Origin of the sequence: Lentzea flava (assembly GCF_014648475.1) — a bacterium.
Lineage (GTDB): Bacteria > Actinomycetota > Actinomycetes > Mycobacteriales > Pseudonocardiaceae > Lentzea > Lentzea flava.
The window spans coordinates 75,496-88,422 of sequence record NZ_BMRE01000002.1 but is presented as its reverse complement, the minus strand read 5'-3'; the positions used below and the strand labels follow the sequence as shown (position 1 = coordinate 88,422).

At 67.4% G+C, this 12,927-nt stretch carries 14 protein-coding genes and 1 tRNA gene; 6 read left to right on the top strand and 9 right to left on the bottom strand.

What is annotated here, in order from left to right; genetic code table 11:
- Positions 1-63: 63 nt before the first annotated feature.
- Complete coding sequence (locus IEZ09_RS04615) at positions 64-1,899, bottom strand: acyl-CoA dehydrogenase (protein WP_189252307.1); 1,836 nt, start codon at positions 1,897-1,899, stop codon at positions 64-66.
- Positions 1,900-2,050: 151 nt separating this feature from the next.
- Positions 2,051-3,082: an FAD-dependent oxidoreductase gene (locus IEZ09_RS04610; protein ID WP_189252306.1), complete on the bottom strand. Its 1,032-nt coding sequence runs from the start codon at positions 3,080-3,082 to the stop codon at positions 2,051-2,053.
- An 81-nt stretch (positions 3,083-3,163) separates the two neighbouring features.
- On the opposite strand from IEZ09_RS04610, the gene IEZ09_RS04605 reads away from it, so the two are divergent.
- Positions 3,164-3,739 carry a TetR/AcrR family transcriptional regulator gene (locus tag IEZ09_RS04605; protein WP_229812243.1) on the top strand — a complete coding sequence of 192 codons (576 nt, stop codon included), beginning with the start codon at positions 3,164-3,166 and terminating at the stop codon, positions 3,737-3,739.
- On the opposite strand, the gene IEZ09_RS04600 is transcribed toward IEZ09_RS04605, so the two are convergent.
- Positions 3,701-4,339: a response regulator transcription factor gene (locus IEZ09_RS04600; RefSeq protein WP_189252304.1), complete on the bottom strand. Its 639-nt coding sequence runs from the start codon at positions 4,337-4,339 to the stop codon at positions 3,701-3,703. The two genes, IEZ09_RS04605 and IEZ09_RS04600, sit on opposite strands and share 39 nt — an antisense overlap.
- 243 nt (positions 4,340-4,582) lie before the next feature.
- Between IEZ09_RS04600 and IEZ09_RS04595 the strand changes: the two genes are divergently transcribed.
- Positions 4,583-6,094 (top strand): sodium:solute symporter family protein, encoded by a 1,512-nt coding sequence (locus IEZ09_RS04595; RefSeq protein ID WP_189252303.1) that lies wholly within the window; start codon positions 4,583-4,585, stop codon positions 6,092-6,094.
- Here IEZ09_RS04595 and IEZ09_RS04590 read toward each other — a convergent pair.
- The gene (locus IEZ09_RS04590) at positions 6,084-6,446 is read right to left on the bottom strand and encodes a hypothetical protein (RefSeq protein WP_189252302.1); all 363 of its coding nucleotides are present in this window, start codon (positions 6,444-6,446) and stop codon (positions 6,084-6,086) included. The two genes, IEZ09_RS04595 and IEZ09_RS04590, sit on opposite strands and share 11 nt — an antisense overlap.
- A gap of 92 nt (positions 6,447-6,538) precedes the next feature.
- Here IEZ09_RS04590 and IEZ09_RS04585 point away from each other — a divergent pair, with 92 nt between their 5' ends.
- The gene (locus IEZ09_RS04585; RefSeq protein WP_189252301.1) at positions 6,539-6,955 is read left to right on the top strand and encodes a hypothetical protein; all 417 of its coding nucleotides are present in this window, start codon (positions 6,539-6,541) and stop codon (positions 6,953-6,955) included.
- Positions 6,956-7,009: 54 nt separating this feature from the next.
- Here the strand turns inward: IEZ09_RS04585 and IEZ09_RS04580 are convergent, their stop codons facing one another.
- The 4 genes from IEZ09_RS04580 to IEZ09_RS04565 form a co-directional block, all read right to left on the bottom strand.
- The gene (locus tag IEZ09_RS04580) at positions 7,010-7,381 is read right to left on the bottom strand and encodes a hypothetical protein (protein ID WP_189252300.1); all 372 of its coding nucleotides are present in this window, start codon (positions 7,379-7,381) and stop codon (positions 7,010-7,012) included.
- A gap of 216 nt (positions 7,382-7,597) precedes the next feature.
- Positions 7,598-7,966, bottom strand: a complete 369-nt coding sequence (locus IEZ09_RS04575) for a roadblock/LC7 domain-containing protein (RefSeq protein ID WP_189252299.1) — start codon at positions 7,964-7,966, stop codon at positions 7,598-7,600.
- 41 nt (positions 7,967-8,007) lie between these two features.
- Positions 8,008-8,619 carry a MarR family transcriptional regulator gene (locus IEZ09_RS04570; protein ID WP_189252298.1) on the bottom strand — a complete coding sequence of 204 codons (612 nt, stop codon included), beginning with the start codon at positions 8,617-8,619 and terminating at the stop codon, positions 8,008-8,010.
- Positions 8,620-9,010: 391 nt separating this feature from the next.
- Positions 9,011-9,081: transfer RNA gene (locus IEZ09_RS04565), tRNA-Gly, on the bottom strand.
- A gap of 73 nt (positions 9,082-9,154) precedes the next feature.
- Here IEZ09_RS04565 and dcd point away from each other — a divergent pair.
- The gene (dcd, locus tag IEZ09_RS04560; protein WP_189252297.1) at positions 9,155-9,736 is read left to right on the top strand and encodes a dCTP deaminase; all 582 of its coding nucleotides are present in this window, start codon (positions 9,155-9,157) and stop codon (positions 9,734-9,736) included.
- On the opposite strand, the gene IEZ09_RS04555 is transcribed toward dcd, so the two are convergent.
- Positions 9,733-10,707 (bottom strand): cation diffusion facilitator family transporter, encoded by a 975-nt coding sequence (locus IEZ09_RS04555; protein WP_189252296.1) that lies wholly within the window; start codon positions 10,705-10,707, stop codon positions 9,733-9,735. The two genes, dcd and IEZ09_RS04555, sit on opposite strands and share 4 nt — an antisense overlap.
- A gap of 199 nt (positions 10,708-10,906) precedes the next feature.
- Here IEZ09_RS04555 and IEZ09_RS04550 point away from each other — a divergent pair, with 199 nt between their 5' ends.
- The gene (locus IEZ09_RS04550) at positions 10,907-11,458 is read left to right on the top strand and encodes a MarR family winged helix-turn-helix transcriptional regulator (protein WP_189252295.1); all 552 of its coding nucleotides are present in this window, start codon (positions 10,907-10,909) and stop codon (positions 11,456-11,458) included.
- 160 nt (positions 11,459-11,618) lie between these two features.
- Positions 11,619-12,911, top strand: a complete 1,293-nt coding sequence (locus tag IEZ09_RS04545; RefSeq protein ID WP_189252294.1) for an LPXTG cell wall anchor domain-containing protein — start codon at positions 11,619-11,621, stop codon at positions 12,909-12,911.
- Positions 12,912-12,927: the final 16 nt, after the last annotated feature.

Genomic DNA, 12,927 nt, shown 5'->3' with positions numbered 1-12,927 from the left:
CGCAATGAAAACGGGTCCCGCACCTCGGGCAGGAGGTGCGGGACCCGTCGTCGGCGGAACGTCCTAGAAGACGCTCTCGTCGATGTCCATCAGCGAGTTGTCGGTGGACTCGGCGACCTTGCGGCGAGCGGTGAGCTCGGGCAGCACGGTCTTCGCGAAGAACGACGCGACCGCGACCTTGCCCTCGTAGAACGCCTTGTCCTTGGCCGACGGGGTGCCGCCGAGCTTCTCCAGCGCGACCTCGGCCTGGCGCAGCAGCAGCCAGCCGACGAGCACGTCACCCGCGGTCATCAGCAGGCGGACCGAGTTCTGGCCGACCTTGTAGAGGTTGCGGACGTCTTCCTGCGACGAGGTCAGGAAACCGACCATCGCGCCGAGCATGCCCTGCAGGTCCTCGAGACCCTGCTTGAGCAGCGCCCGCTCCTCCTTCAGGCGACCGTTGCCGCCTTCGTTGTCGAGGAACTTCTGGATCTCGCCGTTGATGAACGCGAGCGCCTGACCCTTGTCGCGGATGATCTTGCGGAAGAAGAAGTCCAGCGACTGGATGGCCGTGGTGCCCTCGTACAGCGAGTCGATCTTCGAGTCGCGGATGTACTGCTCGATCGGGTACTCCTGCAGGAAGCCCGAACCGCCCAGGGTCTGCAGCGACTGCGCCAGCTGCTCGTACGCGCGCTCCGAGCCGACGCCCTTGACGATCGGCAGCAGCAGGTCGTTGACCTTGGTCGCGAGCTCCGCGTCCTCGCCGCCGAGCATCACCTTGTCCTGGAACGTCGCGGTGTACAGGTACACGGCGCGCAGGCCCTCGGCGTACGCCTTCTGCAGCATCAGGCTGCGGCGCACGTCCGGGTGGTTGGTGATGGTGACGCGCGGGGCGGTCTTGTCCGTCATGCGGGTCAGGTCGGCGGACTGGACGCGCTCCTTGGCGTAGGACAGCGCGTTCAGGTATCCGGTCGACAGCGTCGCGATGGCCTTGGTGCCGACCATCATGCGGGCGTACTCGATGACGTCGAACATCTGCGCGATGCCGTCGTGCACCTCGCCGAGCAGCCAGCCCTTGGCCGGGATGCCGTGCTGGCCGAACGTCAGCTCGCACGTGGTGGACGCCTTGATGCCCATCTTGTGCTCGACGTTGGTCACGAAGGCGCCGTTGCGCTCGCCCAGCTCACCGGTCTGCGGGTCGAAGTGGAACTTCGGCACCAGGAACAGCGACAGGCCCTTGGTGCCGGGCTTCGCCTCGATGCCCTCACCCTCCGGGCGGGCGAGCACCATGTGCATGATGTTCTCGGTCAGGTCCTGGTCGGCGGACGTGATGAACCGCTTCACGCCCTCGATGTGCCAGGAGCCGTCGTCCTGCTTGATCGCCTTGGTGCGGCCGGCGCCCACGTCGGAACCGGCGTCCGGCTCGGTCAGCACCATCGTGGCGCCCCAGCCGCGGTCGATCATGATCTGCGCCCAGTGCTTGTCGCGCTCGGTGCCGTTGTTGTAGACGACCGTCGCGAAGCTCGGGCCCGCGAGGTACATGTAGATCGGCGGGTTGGCGCCGAGGATCAGCTCGGACGCGGCCCATGCCACCGATGGCGGGGTGCCGAAGCCGCCCAGCTCCTCCGGCAGGAACATGCGGTACCACTCGCCGTCCCAGATCGCCTGGTACGACTTCTTCAGCGACTCCGGCAGAGTTGCCGAGAACGTCGTCGGGTCGTACTTCGGCGGGTTGCGGTCGGCGTCGGCGAACGAGTCCGCGAGCGGACCCTCCGCGAGAGTCTTCATTTCGGCCAGAACGCCGCGCGCGGTGTCCTCGTCGGACTGCTCGAACGGCCCCTTGCCGAGGTGGTCCTGCACGTTGAAGACCTCGAACAGGTTGAATTCGAGATCCCGGACGTTGCTCTTGTAGTGGCCCATCTCGTCAGCTCACTCCTCAGGGTCGCGGCGGGGTCGCCTACTGACCGGTAACAACAGAGTATTACCCGACAGTAACCCCGGCAAGGGCGACCACCCACTGGTGGCGAAGTAGACAGTGCGCCCGGTCACCTGAATCGGGCATGAGGGCCGGTCAGACGCGTATCGGGCGCTCGGGGACCATGTCGAGCAACCCTGCGTTCGTGCGCTCCTGTGCGTCGATCGCGCGCGGCAACATGACCGATTCGTAGGCTCGGACGCCCTCTCGGATACCGTGCTCGGCGATCGCGAGCGCGAGATCGGCCGCGTCCTCCATGGCGAGGTTCGCGCCGACGCCCAGCGGGGGCATCAGATGAGCGGCGTCGCCGAGCAGCGTCACGCCCGGCGTGTGCTCCCACGTGTGCGGCACGGGCAGCGCGTACAGCGGCCGGTGGATCAGCTCGCCGGTGAGGAACGCGCGTAACGACGGGTGCCAGTCGGCGTACAGCTCCAGCAGCTCGGCGTTGGAGGGCCTCCAATCCTCATCCGCGCGCATGCACGCGTACGCGCGGAGGTGATTGCCGCTGTTGCGCTGAGCCCACAGCATCAGGCCGTCATCGTCGGCGACCATCGTGCCCTGGCCGGTGAGGCCCAGCAGCTGCTCGTCGTCGTGCCGGGTTTCCACGAACATCACGCCGGTGTACTGCGGCGTGGCTGGCGAGACCGCTCCGCGCACCCGCGACCAGGCCCCGTCCGCACCGATGACCAGGTCGAACGTGGCGGTCGAGCCGTCCAGGAACGTCACCTCGCCGGGCCTCGCCGCCCCGACGCCGAGGCCCCAGCGGACGGTTCCGGGCGCGAGAGAGTCGAGCAGCAGCTTCCTGAGCTGCCCGCGGTCGATCTCCGGGCGGAAGTCGCCCTCCGGTGGCTCGTGCTCGATCAACTCGGCCGTGGCCGGGTCGACCTTGCGCTGCTCCTGCCCTTCGAACCGGGCGAGCGCACGCCACTCGTCGAACAGGCCCGCGGCGCGGATGGCCTCCTGGCCGCTGCCGGCGTGCAGGTCGATGATGCCGCCCTGCTGGCGGGCGTCGGGCGAGCTCTCGCGCTCGAACACGGTGACGTTCTCGAAGCCGTGCAGCTGGAGAACGCGGGCACAGGTGAGGCCGCCCAGTCCTGCCCCGGCGATGGCGATGCGTGGTGAGGTCATGACGTCATGTAAGCGTATCGAGTTCAAAAGTGCAACCGCTACACTTTTGAACCTGCTCAACCAATGCGGTATGGTGAAGCGGTGACCGAGCTCGGCCGTCGTGAGCGCAAGAAGCTGCAGACCCGTCAGTCGATCTCCGACGCGGCGACGAGGCTGTTCCTCGAGCGCGGTTTCGACGAGGTGGGCGTGAAGGAGATCGCCGACACCGCGGACGTGTCGGTGACGACGCTGTTCAAGCACTTCCCCAGCAAGGAGGCGCTGCTCTTCGACGAGGACGAGGCGCAGGAGTCCGCGCTGGTCGCCGCGGTGCGCAACCGCGGGGGCAAGTCGATCCCGATGGCGTTGCGCGACCACTTCGTGCAGGCGGCGCGGGGTCACGCCGACCACCCGCAGTTCGAGATCTTCCAGCGCCTGGTGCTGGAGACGCCCGCGCTGCGCGAGTACGGGCACCGGATGTGGACGCGGCACCAGGACGCGCTGGCGCGGGCCATCGCGGAGGAGACGGGTGCTCCTGCGGACGACGTCAGGTGTGCCGCGCTGGCCAGGTTCGCACTGGACGCCAGGGACGTGATCTTCGGCCGCGCCGATCGCGAACGGGCGGCCGACGAGGTGTTCGGCTTACTCGAGCACGGCTGGGCGGCCGATCAGCAGGCCTGACCGGTAGGCGAGCGACACCGCGTGCGTGCGGTCGCGCGCGCTCAGCTTGCGCAGGATGCCCTTCACGTGGGTGCGCACGGTCTCCACGGACACGATGAGCTCGTCCGCCACCTGCTGGTTCTCCAGGCCGTCCGCGATGAGCGTGAGCACCTCGTACTCGCGCCGCGTCAGCGTCGGTCGTTCCTTCGGGCGCAGGTCGGGATGCACGTAACCGCGTGACCGGCAGGTTTCCAGGATGACGCGGACGATCTGCTCCGGCTGGGCGCTGCGCGGCACGACACCGCGCACCCCCGATTCCAGTGCGGTCGTGACGTAGTTCGCGTGTGAGTGCGCGTCCCGGACCAGGCCGATGACCAGCAGCACCGGATCGCGTTCGACCAGCAGCCGGGCCAGGTGGCCGACCGGGTCGAGCACGGAGTCGACGAGGAGCACGTCGGGGCGCAGGCGTTCGTGCAGGCGAACGGCGGCGTGCAGGTCGCCGGTCGAGCCGAGCCAGCGCAGACCGGGAGTCCGCTTGACGAGGCCGGACAGACCCTCGCGGTAGAGCGGTACGGGGTCGATCAGCGCGACGCCGGGAGCAGGGCGGCCGGGCGGGAGCATCAGCACCTCCGTTCGTACATCCGGAGGTGAGACGTCGTTCCCTCGGACGTGTGACGCGGAATAGCCGGTTCACGTGCATGAACAAGGGTCACAAACGTGATTCAAGACCGCCGAAGCTCTTCCGTCCCGGGGCAACAGTCTCGTAAGACCTACGTCACATATCCCGTGCGGATGTGCCAGGTTCCCGCCGCCATGAGGCCTGGTGCTCTCGCGGGCACACGTGTGTGCACGCAAGGAGGTCACATGGGCACCCTCGATTGGATCGTGGTCGCCGGTTACTTCGTGGTGATGGTCGGCATCGGGCTCTGGTCCCGCGGGCGGATCAACAACATCGCCGACTTCTTCACCGCGGGCGGCAAGATGCCCTGGTGGTTGTCGGGCATCTCCCACCACATGTCCGGGTACAGCGCCGTCATGTTCGTCGCGTTCGCGGCGGAGGCGTACCGGCTCGGCCTCACGGTCTACATCTGGTGGTCGCTGACGATCGGTCTCGGTGTCGGCATCGGCGCGTTCCTGTGGGCGCCAGCGTGGAACCGGCTGCGGGCCAAGCACGACGTGAAATCGCCGCTCGAGTACCTGGCCATCCGCTACAACGTGCCGACCCAGCAGCTCATGGCGTGGGCGGGTGCGGGCCTGAAGGTCGTCGACATCGCGGCCAAGTGGGTCGCCGTCGCGTTGCTGCTGCAGGGCTTCGCCGGCGTGCCGGTCGGCTGGGGCATCGCGCTCGTCGGCGTCGTCACGATGGTCTACTCGGTGCTCGGCGGTCTGTGGGCGGACGCTCTGACCGACTTCGGCCAGTTCATCATCCAGGGGCTCGCCGGCTTCGCGATGTTCTTCGCGGTCGCGGCGCACTTCGGCGGCATCGACTTCATGTGGAACATCTGGGACCAGCTCCCCGCGAGCCACAGCGACCCGCTCACCGGCCCCTACACGCTGACGTTCTTCATGGCGCTCTTCCTGATCAAGACGCTCGAGTACAACGGCGGCATGTGGAACCTGGCCCAGCGCTACATGGCGGCCCCCTCGGGCTTCGCCGCCAAGCGCTCGGCCCTGCTGTCCGCCGTCCTGTGGCTGGTGTGGCCGCTCGTGCTGTTCTTCCCGATGTGGGCGGCGCCGCTGATCGTGCCGGGCATGGACGCCAACGCCGAGCAGGCCTACGTCGCGATGGGCAAGGCGATGCTCCCCGCGGGCATGGTGGGCCTCGTCCTCGCCGGATTCTTCTCGCACACGATGGCGATGGTCTCCTCCGACGCCAACGTCATCACCGCCGTCATCACCCGTGACATTCTCCCGCGCATCTGGAAGGGCGCACGGACGATGTCGGCGGACGCGCAGCTGAAGCTCGCACGCATCACCACGTTCGCGTTCATCGGTCTGTCGATGACCATCGCGTTGACCGCGGACACGAAGGGCTTCGTGCTCAAGGTGGTGATCGCCCTGGTGGCGGCCACGATGGGCCCGATCGCGATCCCGTTGATGCTCGGCCTGCTCCCGTGGTTCCGCAAGGTCGGCCCGACGGCTGCGCTGACGTCGACCATCGGCGGTCTGGCCACCTGGGTGTTCCTCTACACCGAACAGCAGTTCCTGAAGGACTTCACCGTCTCGCAGGCGCTGATCGTCTCGACGCCGCTGCTGGTCTCCCTGGTCCTCTACCTGGTGATCGGCTTCGCGAAGCCAGAGCCGTCGGCCGAGCGCGACGCGCTGATCGACTCGCTCAAGACCGACGCTCCCGACGTGGAAGCGGTCAAGGCGTAGCGCGTTCGTTCTTCATGATCCTCGCGGCGGCGCACCCGAACAGGGTCGCCGCCGCGAGCCACACGTAGGGCATCGGCGTGCCGGTGTAGGACTCGGCCGTCGTCGCCAGGACCGCGGTCGCGCCCACGACGAGACCGGTCGTGTGCGTGACCGGGAACGGACTCTTCAGCACGGTGATCACGGCGATCGGCACGAGCAGGAAGCCGTAGGCCAGCACCCTGGTGAGCAGGGTGGCCTGCTCGACGACCTCGTACTTCAGCGCCGGCACCGCGAGCAACGTCAGCAGAACACCGATGGCGAGCCCGATCGCGAGACTGAGCAGCACGGTCCGCCCTTGCCACACACGCGTCATGCGGTTCAAGACGCGCACATCACTCGATGGTTGTCGTGGCGTGCGTCATCGTCACGAGACTCATGCGCCGCAGCGCATGCACAGTGGATGGCATGAGTGCCTGGTTTCCCGCGGACGACGCGGAACTGACCGCGGGCTGGCGGCTCTGGCTGGAGCTGAGCGACCGCGTCTACCCGGACGCGTCGTGGGACGGCACCCCGGCAGACGCCATCCGCCAGGTCCGCGAACTCCTGGCGGCGTGCGAGGCGATCCGCCTGGACTACCTCGCCGAGACCACGCAGCCCTCGGTCGCGCTGCTGCAACTCCTGCAGTCCATGCCGTTCGTGGCGTCGTTCCCGGTCGACCTGTGGCACGACGACACGCATCCGTTGGACGTCGAACGCGCCGAACTGCTGCACGGCGACCTCGCGTCGTTCGCGCAACACGTCGCCGGCGTTCGAGCGGCCTTGGCTCGCGGTGGAGGCTGGGTCGAGCTGGACCGCCGTCCGTGGGGTCTCCCGGTCGACTGACTTGTCGCGGTGCTGAAAAGCCGGCCGCCTTCGGCTTTTCAGCACCGGTGCGATTCACACCTGCAGTTCGGATTCGATGCGCTTGAGCTGGTGCCTGGCCATGGCGAGATTCGCGACATCTCTTTCCAGCACCAGGTAGAGGAAGAGCGAACCTCTGGACTTCACGCCGCCCATCAACCGGATCAGGTGGTACTGGCGGTGCAGTGTGATCAGGATGTCCTCGATGCTGTCGTTGAGGCCGAGTGCCTGCATCACCCGGAGCTTCGACCGGATGACCTCGGTGTTCCCGGCCGCGGCGATCTCCAGGTTCAGCCAGTCGCCCCCGCCGCTGGTGCCGAGCGACATCCCGCTCTCGTGGTCGACCAGCGCGACGCCGATGGCGCCGGCGATGGACATGGCCTCTTTCAACGCGATATCGATGTTCATCAGACTCCACTTTCCTGTGTCAACTGGTGGTCGAGACGGCGTGGCCGCTTTCCGGTGTCGCGCTGGCATGCGGACACGCCTCCATGCGGAAAAGATCGTCGTTGAGAAAAATGAGCCAAGCGTGGACATGCGCCGCGACCATTTCTCGGAGATGTGTGCCGGTGTGAGCAGAGCGCCCGAGAAGGCGCAGCACCCGTTGGTCGCTCACCTGGTGCGCTAGGCGGCCAGGATCGCGCCGACCCGTTCGATCACGGGCCGGGACTCGTGCAGGAGGCGTCCGAGGTTCAGCCCCTTGTCCCCGAGCACGACCATCAGCGACAGCCGGCCGATGGCGTACACGGCCATGTAGCCCTCGCTGCCGAACACCACGGTCTGGCCGAGGGAGCCGAGGCCGACCACCTCGGTCGTCTGGCGTGCGATTCCGAGTCCGGACGCGGCCAGCGCGGAGATGTGCGCGGGATCGACGTTTTTCGCCACGTCGGCGAGGATGGGAATACCGTCGGACGCGGCGATCACCGTGTCGGTCACTCCGGCCACGTTCTCTCGAAGCTTCTTGAGTTCGGCGCCCAGGGCGTCGTAGTTCAATTCACTCCATTCCTGGATTGGAAAGGTCGAACCGCTCAGGACTAACATTCCACCTCCCTGGGGGCCCGAGGGTGCAGTGAAGTGAGCCCCCAATGCGAAAAGCTGAACGATGTCGTGGGTGGGGCGATCTCCAGCAGGCCGTCGGCGAGCATCCGGGAGATCTCGACCGTGACCGAGTGCAGGCCGAGGCCGAGCGCGAAAGCGATGTCCCGCGCATTGCGCCTTCCGGTGGCGTGCTCGACGATCTCCCGCTGCTCCGCGGTGGCCGGCTCCGCCCCGTGGACGGCCACCACGCGGTCGCGGTAGGGCGACAGGGGGAACGGGAGCGAAGCGAGGGCGTCCAGCCGGCTAGCCGTCTCCACCAGCAGGACGTCAGGAGCAACGGCCGTCGATGCAGGTAGCAGGGGGTGCTCGACGGACTCGTCGACGGAGTGCCGCTCGATCTCACCGGCGGCGACGGCGAACGCCCCGTCCAGCACGGCGGCCGCCGTGACGTCCTGGACTCGGGCCGGTGTGACTCCTCTGGCGACGAGCGCCGCCTGCAGCGACCGCGTCTCGACACTCTCGATCAGAGCCGCCGCCCAGTCCTCTTCTCCGATCAGTCCCGAACTCAGCAGGAGCGTGTCCGCGCCGGGTGACCCCGGGCTGTCCACCGCGATCACCAGGCCGTCGCGCAAATGAAACAGTCCGCCCGCGTTGCCGACAATGCGCAATGCGCCGGTGACTCGTTCTTCGTGGCACTGCGCCAGGGCGTACGCGAGGACGTCGAACGAGGCTCGATTATCGCGTCTCAGAGGTCACTCCGGGTGAATTCGGGCCTACAGAGCGGTATCGGACGAACCAGCCGATCGAGTACTTCAGATTCATCGAAAGAGCGATCAGCAGGGGTACTTCTTACCCGTTGTCACGGCCCGATTGAGACAGGCGTCACCCCATTGAGTGAAGCATTCCAGTTCGCCCGGCAAACAGGCCGACCGGTCGGTTCGACCGCTGGAGGACCCGGGAAACGACGAAGGCCCTCACGAGGAGGGCCTTCGGGTCGAGAGCGGGTGACGGGAATCGAACCCGCCTCTACAGCTTGGGAAGCTGTCGTTCTACCAATGAACTACACCCGCACGAGCAAGCTCGCAGCCGATCATACACAGGCGTGCAACGAGGCGTGCCGCCGTCTTCGGTTAGCCTGTCGGAGTGCTGCTGAGTGACCAGGATCTGCGCAAAGAGGTCGAGTCGGGCCGTCTGCTGCTCGACCCGTTCGACGTCGGGATGGTGCAGCCGTCGAGCATCGACGTGCGCCTCGACCGGTTCTTCCGGGTCTTCAACAACACCAAGTACACCCACATCGACCCGTCGGTGCAGCAGGACGACCTGACGAGCCTGGTCGAGACGCCGGAGGGCGAGCCGTTCGTGCTGCACCCCGGCGAGTTCGTGCTCGGGTCGACCTACGAGATGGTGACGCTGCCGGACGACCTGGCCGGTCGGCTCGAGGGCAAGTCCAGCCTCGGGCGGCTCGGGTTGCTCACGCACTCGACGGCGGGCTTCATCGACCCCGGCTTCTCCGGCCACATCACGCTGGAGCTGTCGAACGTGGCGAACCTGCCGATCACGTTGCACCCCGGCATGAAGATCGGGCAGCTCTGCCTGTTCAAGCTGTCGAGCCCGGCGGAGCACCCGTACGGCTCGAAGCAGGCCGGCAGCCGCTACCAGGGGCAGCGCGGCCCGACGCCGAGCCGCGCGTACCTGAACTTCCACCGCACCGACACGCGCCGCTAGAAGCCGTAGCGGTCGAGCACGCGCCGGCGCAGGTCCGGGTCGGTGCGCGGGACCGGCTCCAGGAAGATCTCGTCGAGGTCCGGGAACGTCCCACGCAGTTCGGCGGAGATCCGCACGCATGCGGTCTCCAGCTCGAAGGCCGTCAGCGTGTCGGTGAAGTCGAGCCGCGCGCACAGCAGCACGCGGTCGGTGCCGATCAGCATCGTCAGCACGTCCACGACGGCCTCGACCTCCGGCACCTCGGACAGCCGCCGCCAGATCGCCTTCACCATCACGGGATCCGCCTGCCGTCCGATCAGGAGCCCCTTGTTCGTGCGCGCCAGGACGTAGGCGACCAGTGCCAGCAGCAGGCCGATCGCCAACGACGCGAGGCCGTCCCACAACGACGACCCGGTCAGCTGGTGCAGGCCGAGGCCCGCGAACGCCAGCACCAGGCCGATCAGGGCGGCCGAGTCCTCCAGGAACACCGTCTTCACGGTCGGGTCGTCGGACATGCGCAGGAAGTCGAAGAACCCGCGGCCGTGCGCGGCGGACTCGGAGCGCACCTGCCGGAACGCCTGGGTCCACGAGATGCACTCGAGCAGGAACGCCAGCGTGAGCACGATGTACCCGACGAGGGGCCGGGTCTGCTCCTCCTGGTCGCCGAACACGGTGCGGAAGCCCTCGTAGAACGCGAACATCGCGCCGGAGGCGAAGATCGAGACGGCCGCCAGCAGCGACCAGAAGTAGCGCTCCTTGCCGTAGCCGAACGGGTGGCGGCGGTCGGCGGGGCGGTCCGAGCGGCGCAGTGCGGTCAGCAGCAGGGCTTCGGTGAACGTATCGGCGACCGAGTGCGCGGCTTCGGAGAGGATCGCCGCCGAACCGGTCAGGACGCCCGCGACGGCCTTGGTGATGGCGATGGCGAGGTTCACCACCAGAGCCAGGACGACGGTCAGTGTGCTTTCGCCCGAGCCCGACGGCTTCTCGCTCATGGCGATCAGCCTAGGCCCGGCCGGGGCTTACTGCATTCGAGTGACAATCGCCCTGCGGGGCAACATCGAACAGGGCTGCGGTGTCTTAAGGCTGGGATCTGCTCCGGGGGGACGCTGATCACCAGGGGGTAAGACGGAACCGCCCGCGTCCGGGAGAGACGCGGGCGGTTCCGCGTTCCGGCGCAACTACGATCGTGAGATGGGCGAGCGTGGTGCGGACGACACCGATGCCGAGGTCGAGTCGTGGAGGGCCATGGTTCCGGCGATCGATCCGGTGGTCGAGGGCGTGGTCGATCGGGTGCACCAGATCAGCAAGTACCTCGACTTCCTCGCGACGGAGATCGCGGCGCCGCACGGGCTGAACCGCGCGGACTACGAGATCCTCGCCCGCCTGTTCTGGATCGGGCCGCCCCACCGCCTCACGCCCAAGCAGCTCGCGAACGGCACGTTGAGCCCCGCCACGACAATCACGAGCCGCCTCGACCGGCTGGAGAAGGCGGGCCTCGTGGTCCGCGAGCTCGACCCGAGCGACCGGCGGTCGTTGCCCGCGACGCTGACCGACGCGGGTCGCGCGATCTTCCTCGAGATCGTGGCCGGTCAGGCGCAGCGGGAGAAGGAGCTCTTCACCGCGTTGCCCGGCAGCGACCTGGAGAACCTGCGCGACCTGCTCCGTCAGGTGATGGAGGTGCTCGCGGGTGAGCTGGGTCCAGCCCACCGCCGCACGAGGCTCGCTCTCGACGGCAAGGAGTAATTGCTACGAACTCGTACTATCCGATATCGTGCTAACCGGCGCGAGAGGGAGGGGTGCGACATGGGTGGCTATCCGCTGTCGGAGTGACTGACATCACGCAACGCCGGTACCCCGGGATTTCGATTACCCGTGTGGAGTAGTAGAAATCCTGGGGGATCAAGTGAGGAACTTCTGCGCCGTCGCGATGACGGCTGCCCTCGTGCTGTCGGCGGGCGTACCCGCTCTCGCGCAGGACGAGAAGATCACCGTCGAAGGTCTGTTCTTCTTCGACCGCAACGGCAACAACGTCTACGACGCGGGCGACGCGGTCCGGAAGAACGGCCGTGGTGTGAGCGTCCGGAACGTCGACACGGGCCAGATGCTCGGCGACTTCCGCACCGGCGCGGACGGCCGGTACCGCGTGGAGCTGCCCAAGGGGCCGAACTACGAGATCCGCAACTCGGACATCTTCGACTACACGAGCACCAAGGTCGGGTACAACATCAGCGAGTCGCTGACGACCGCCGACTTCCCGTTGCGGGGCAGCAGGGTCTTCGGTTACTCCTTTGTGGACGCCAACGGCGACAAGGTGTTCAACCCCGGCGAGCAGAAGCAGCCCGTCAGCGACGGCAGCCACAGCGGCCGCGCGTGGATCACGGGCACCTCGGCCGACGGGGTGGAGGTCAACCTCCTCGCGGGCCCGACCGCGGCCGACGGCACCTACAGCATCGAGGACGTGCCTTCCGGTGATCTCACCCTGCACGCGCCGAACCTCGCCTACCGCGGTCTGGTGCTCGATGCCGACACCCCCGACGTCGACCCGGCGACCCTCACCCGCAAGCTCGACGCCTTCCAGGACAGGCAGATGCGGGTCGACCTGCGTTACCTCGTCGCGAAGTCGGACCCGGCACTGGTCGGTCTGACGCTCGTGCCCGCGAAGCCCAGCTATCGCAGCGGTGAGAAGGCGAAGGCCGTCATCGAGGTCGCGAACAAGGGCAACTTCCCCGAGAAGATCAAGTTCATTCTCGACGGCCACAACACCACTGTGGACTCGGTGGGCGACAACGCCGTTCGCGTCGAGGGCAACATCATGTCGCTGAAGGAACCGCTCGCGGCGGGCGCGACCGCGAAGGTCGACGTCGGCTTCACCTTCACGTGGGACTCGCCGGACTCGGTGCGCGCGCTGGTGCAGCGCAGCGACTCGTTCAACGACGCCGACGCGAAGAACAACGAGATGTCGATCGACGTCACCATCGACCCGCCCGTCGTGGACACGCCGGCGACCCCGTCGTCGGAGGGCACCGCCACGCCCACGCCGAGCAGCTCGGCTCCTGCCCCGGCTCCCGGCGGCGCGGTCACGAACGAGAAGCTCGCGTCCACGGGCGCTTCGCCGCTGGGCTTCCTCGCCCTTGGCGGACTCCTGCTCGCCGCCGGCGCGGGTGCGTACTTCGTCGCACGCCGTCGCCGTTCGTAAAACACCTTGGGGGAAC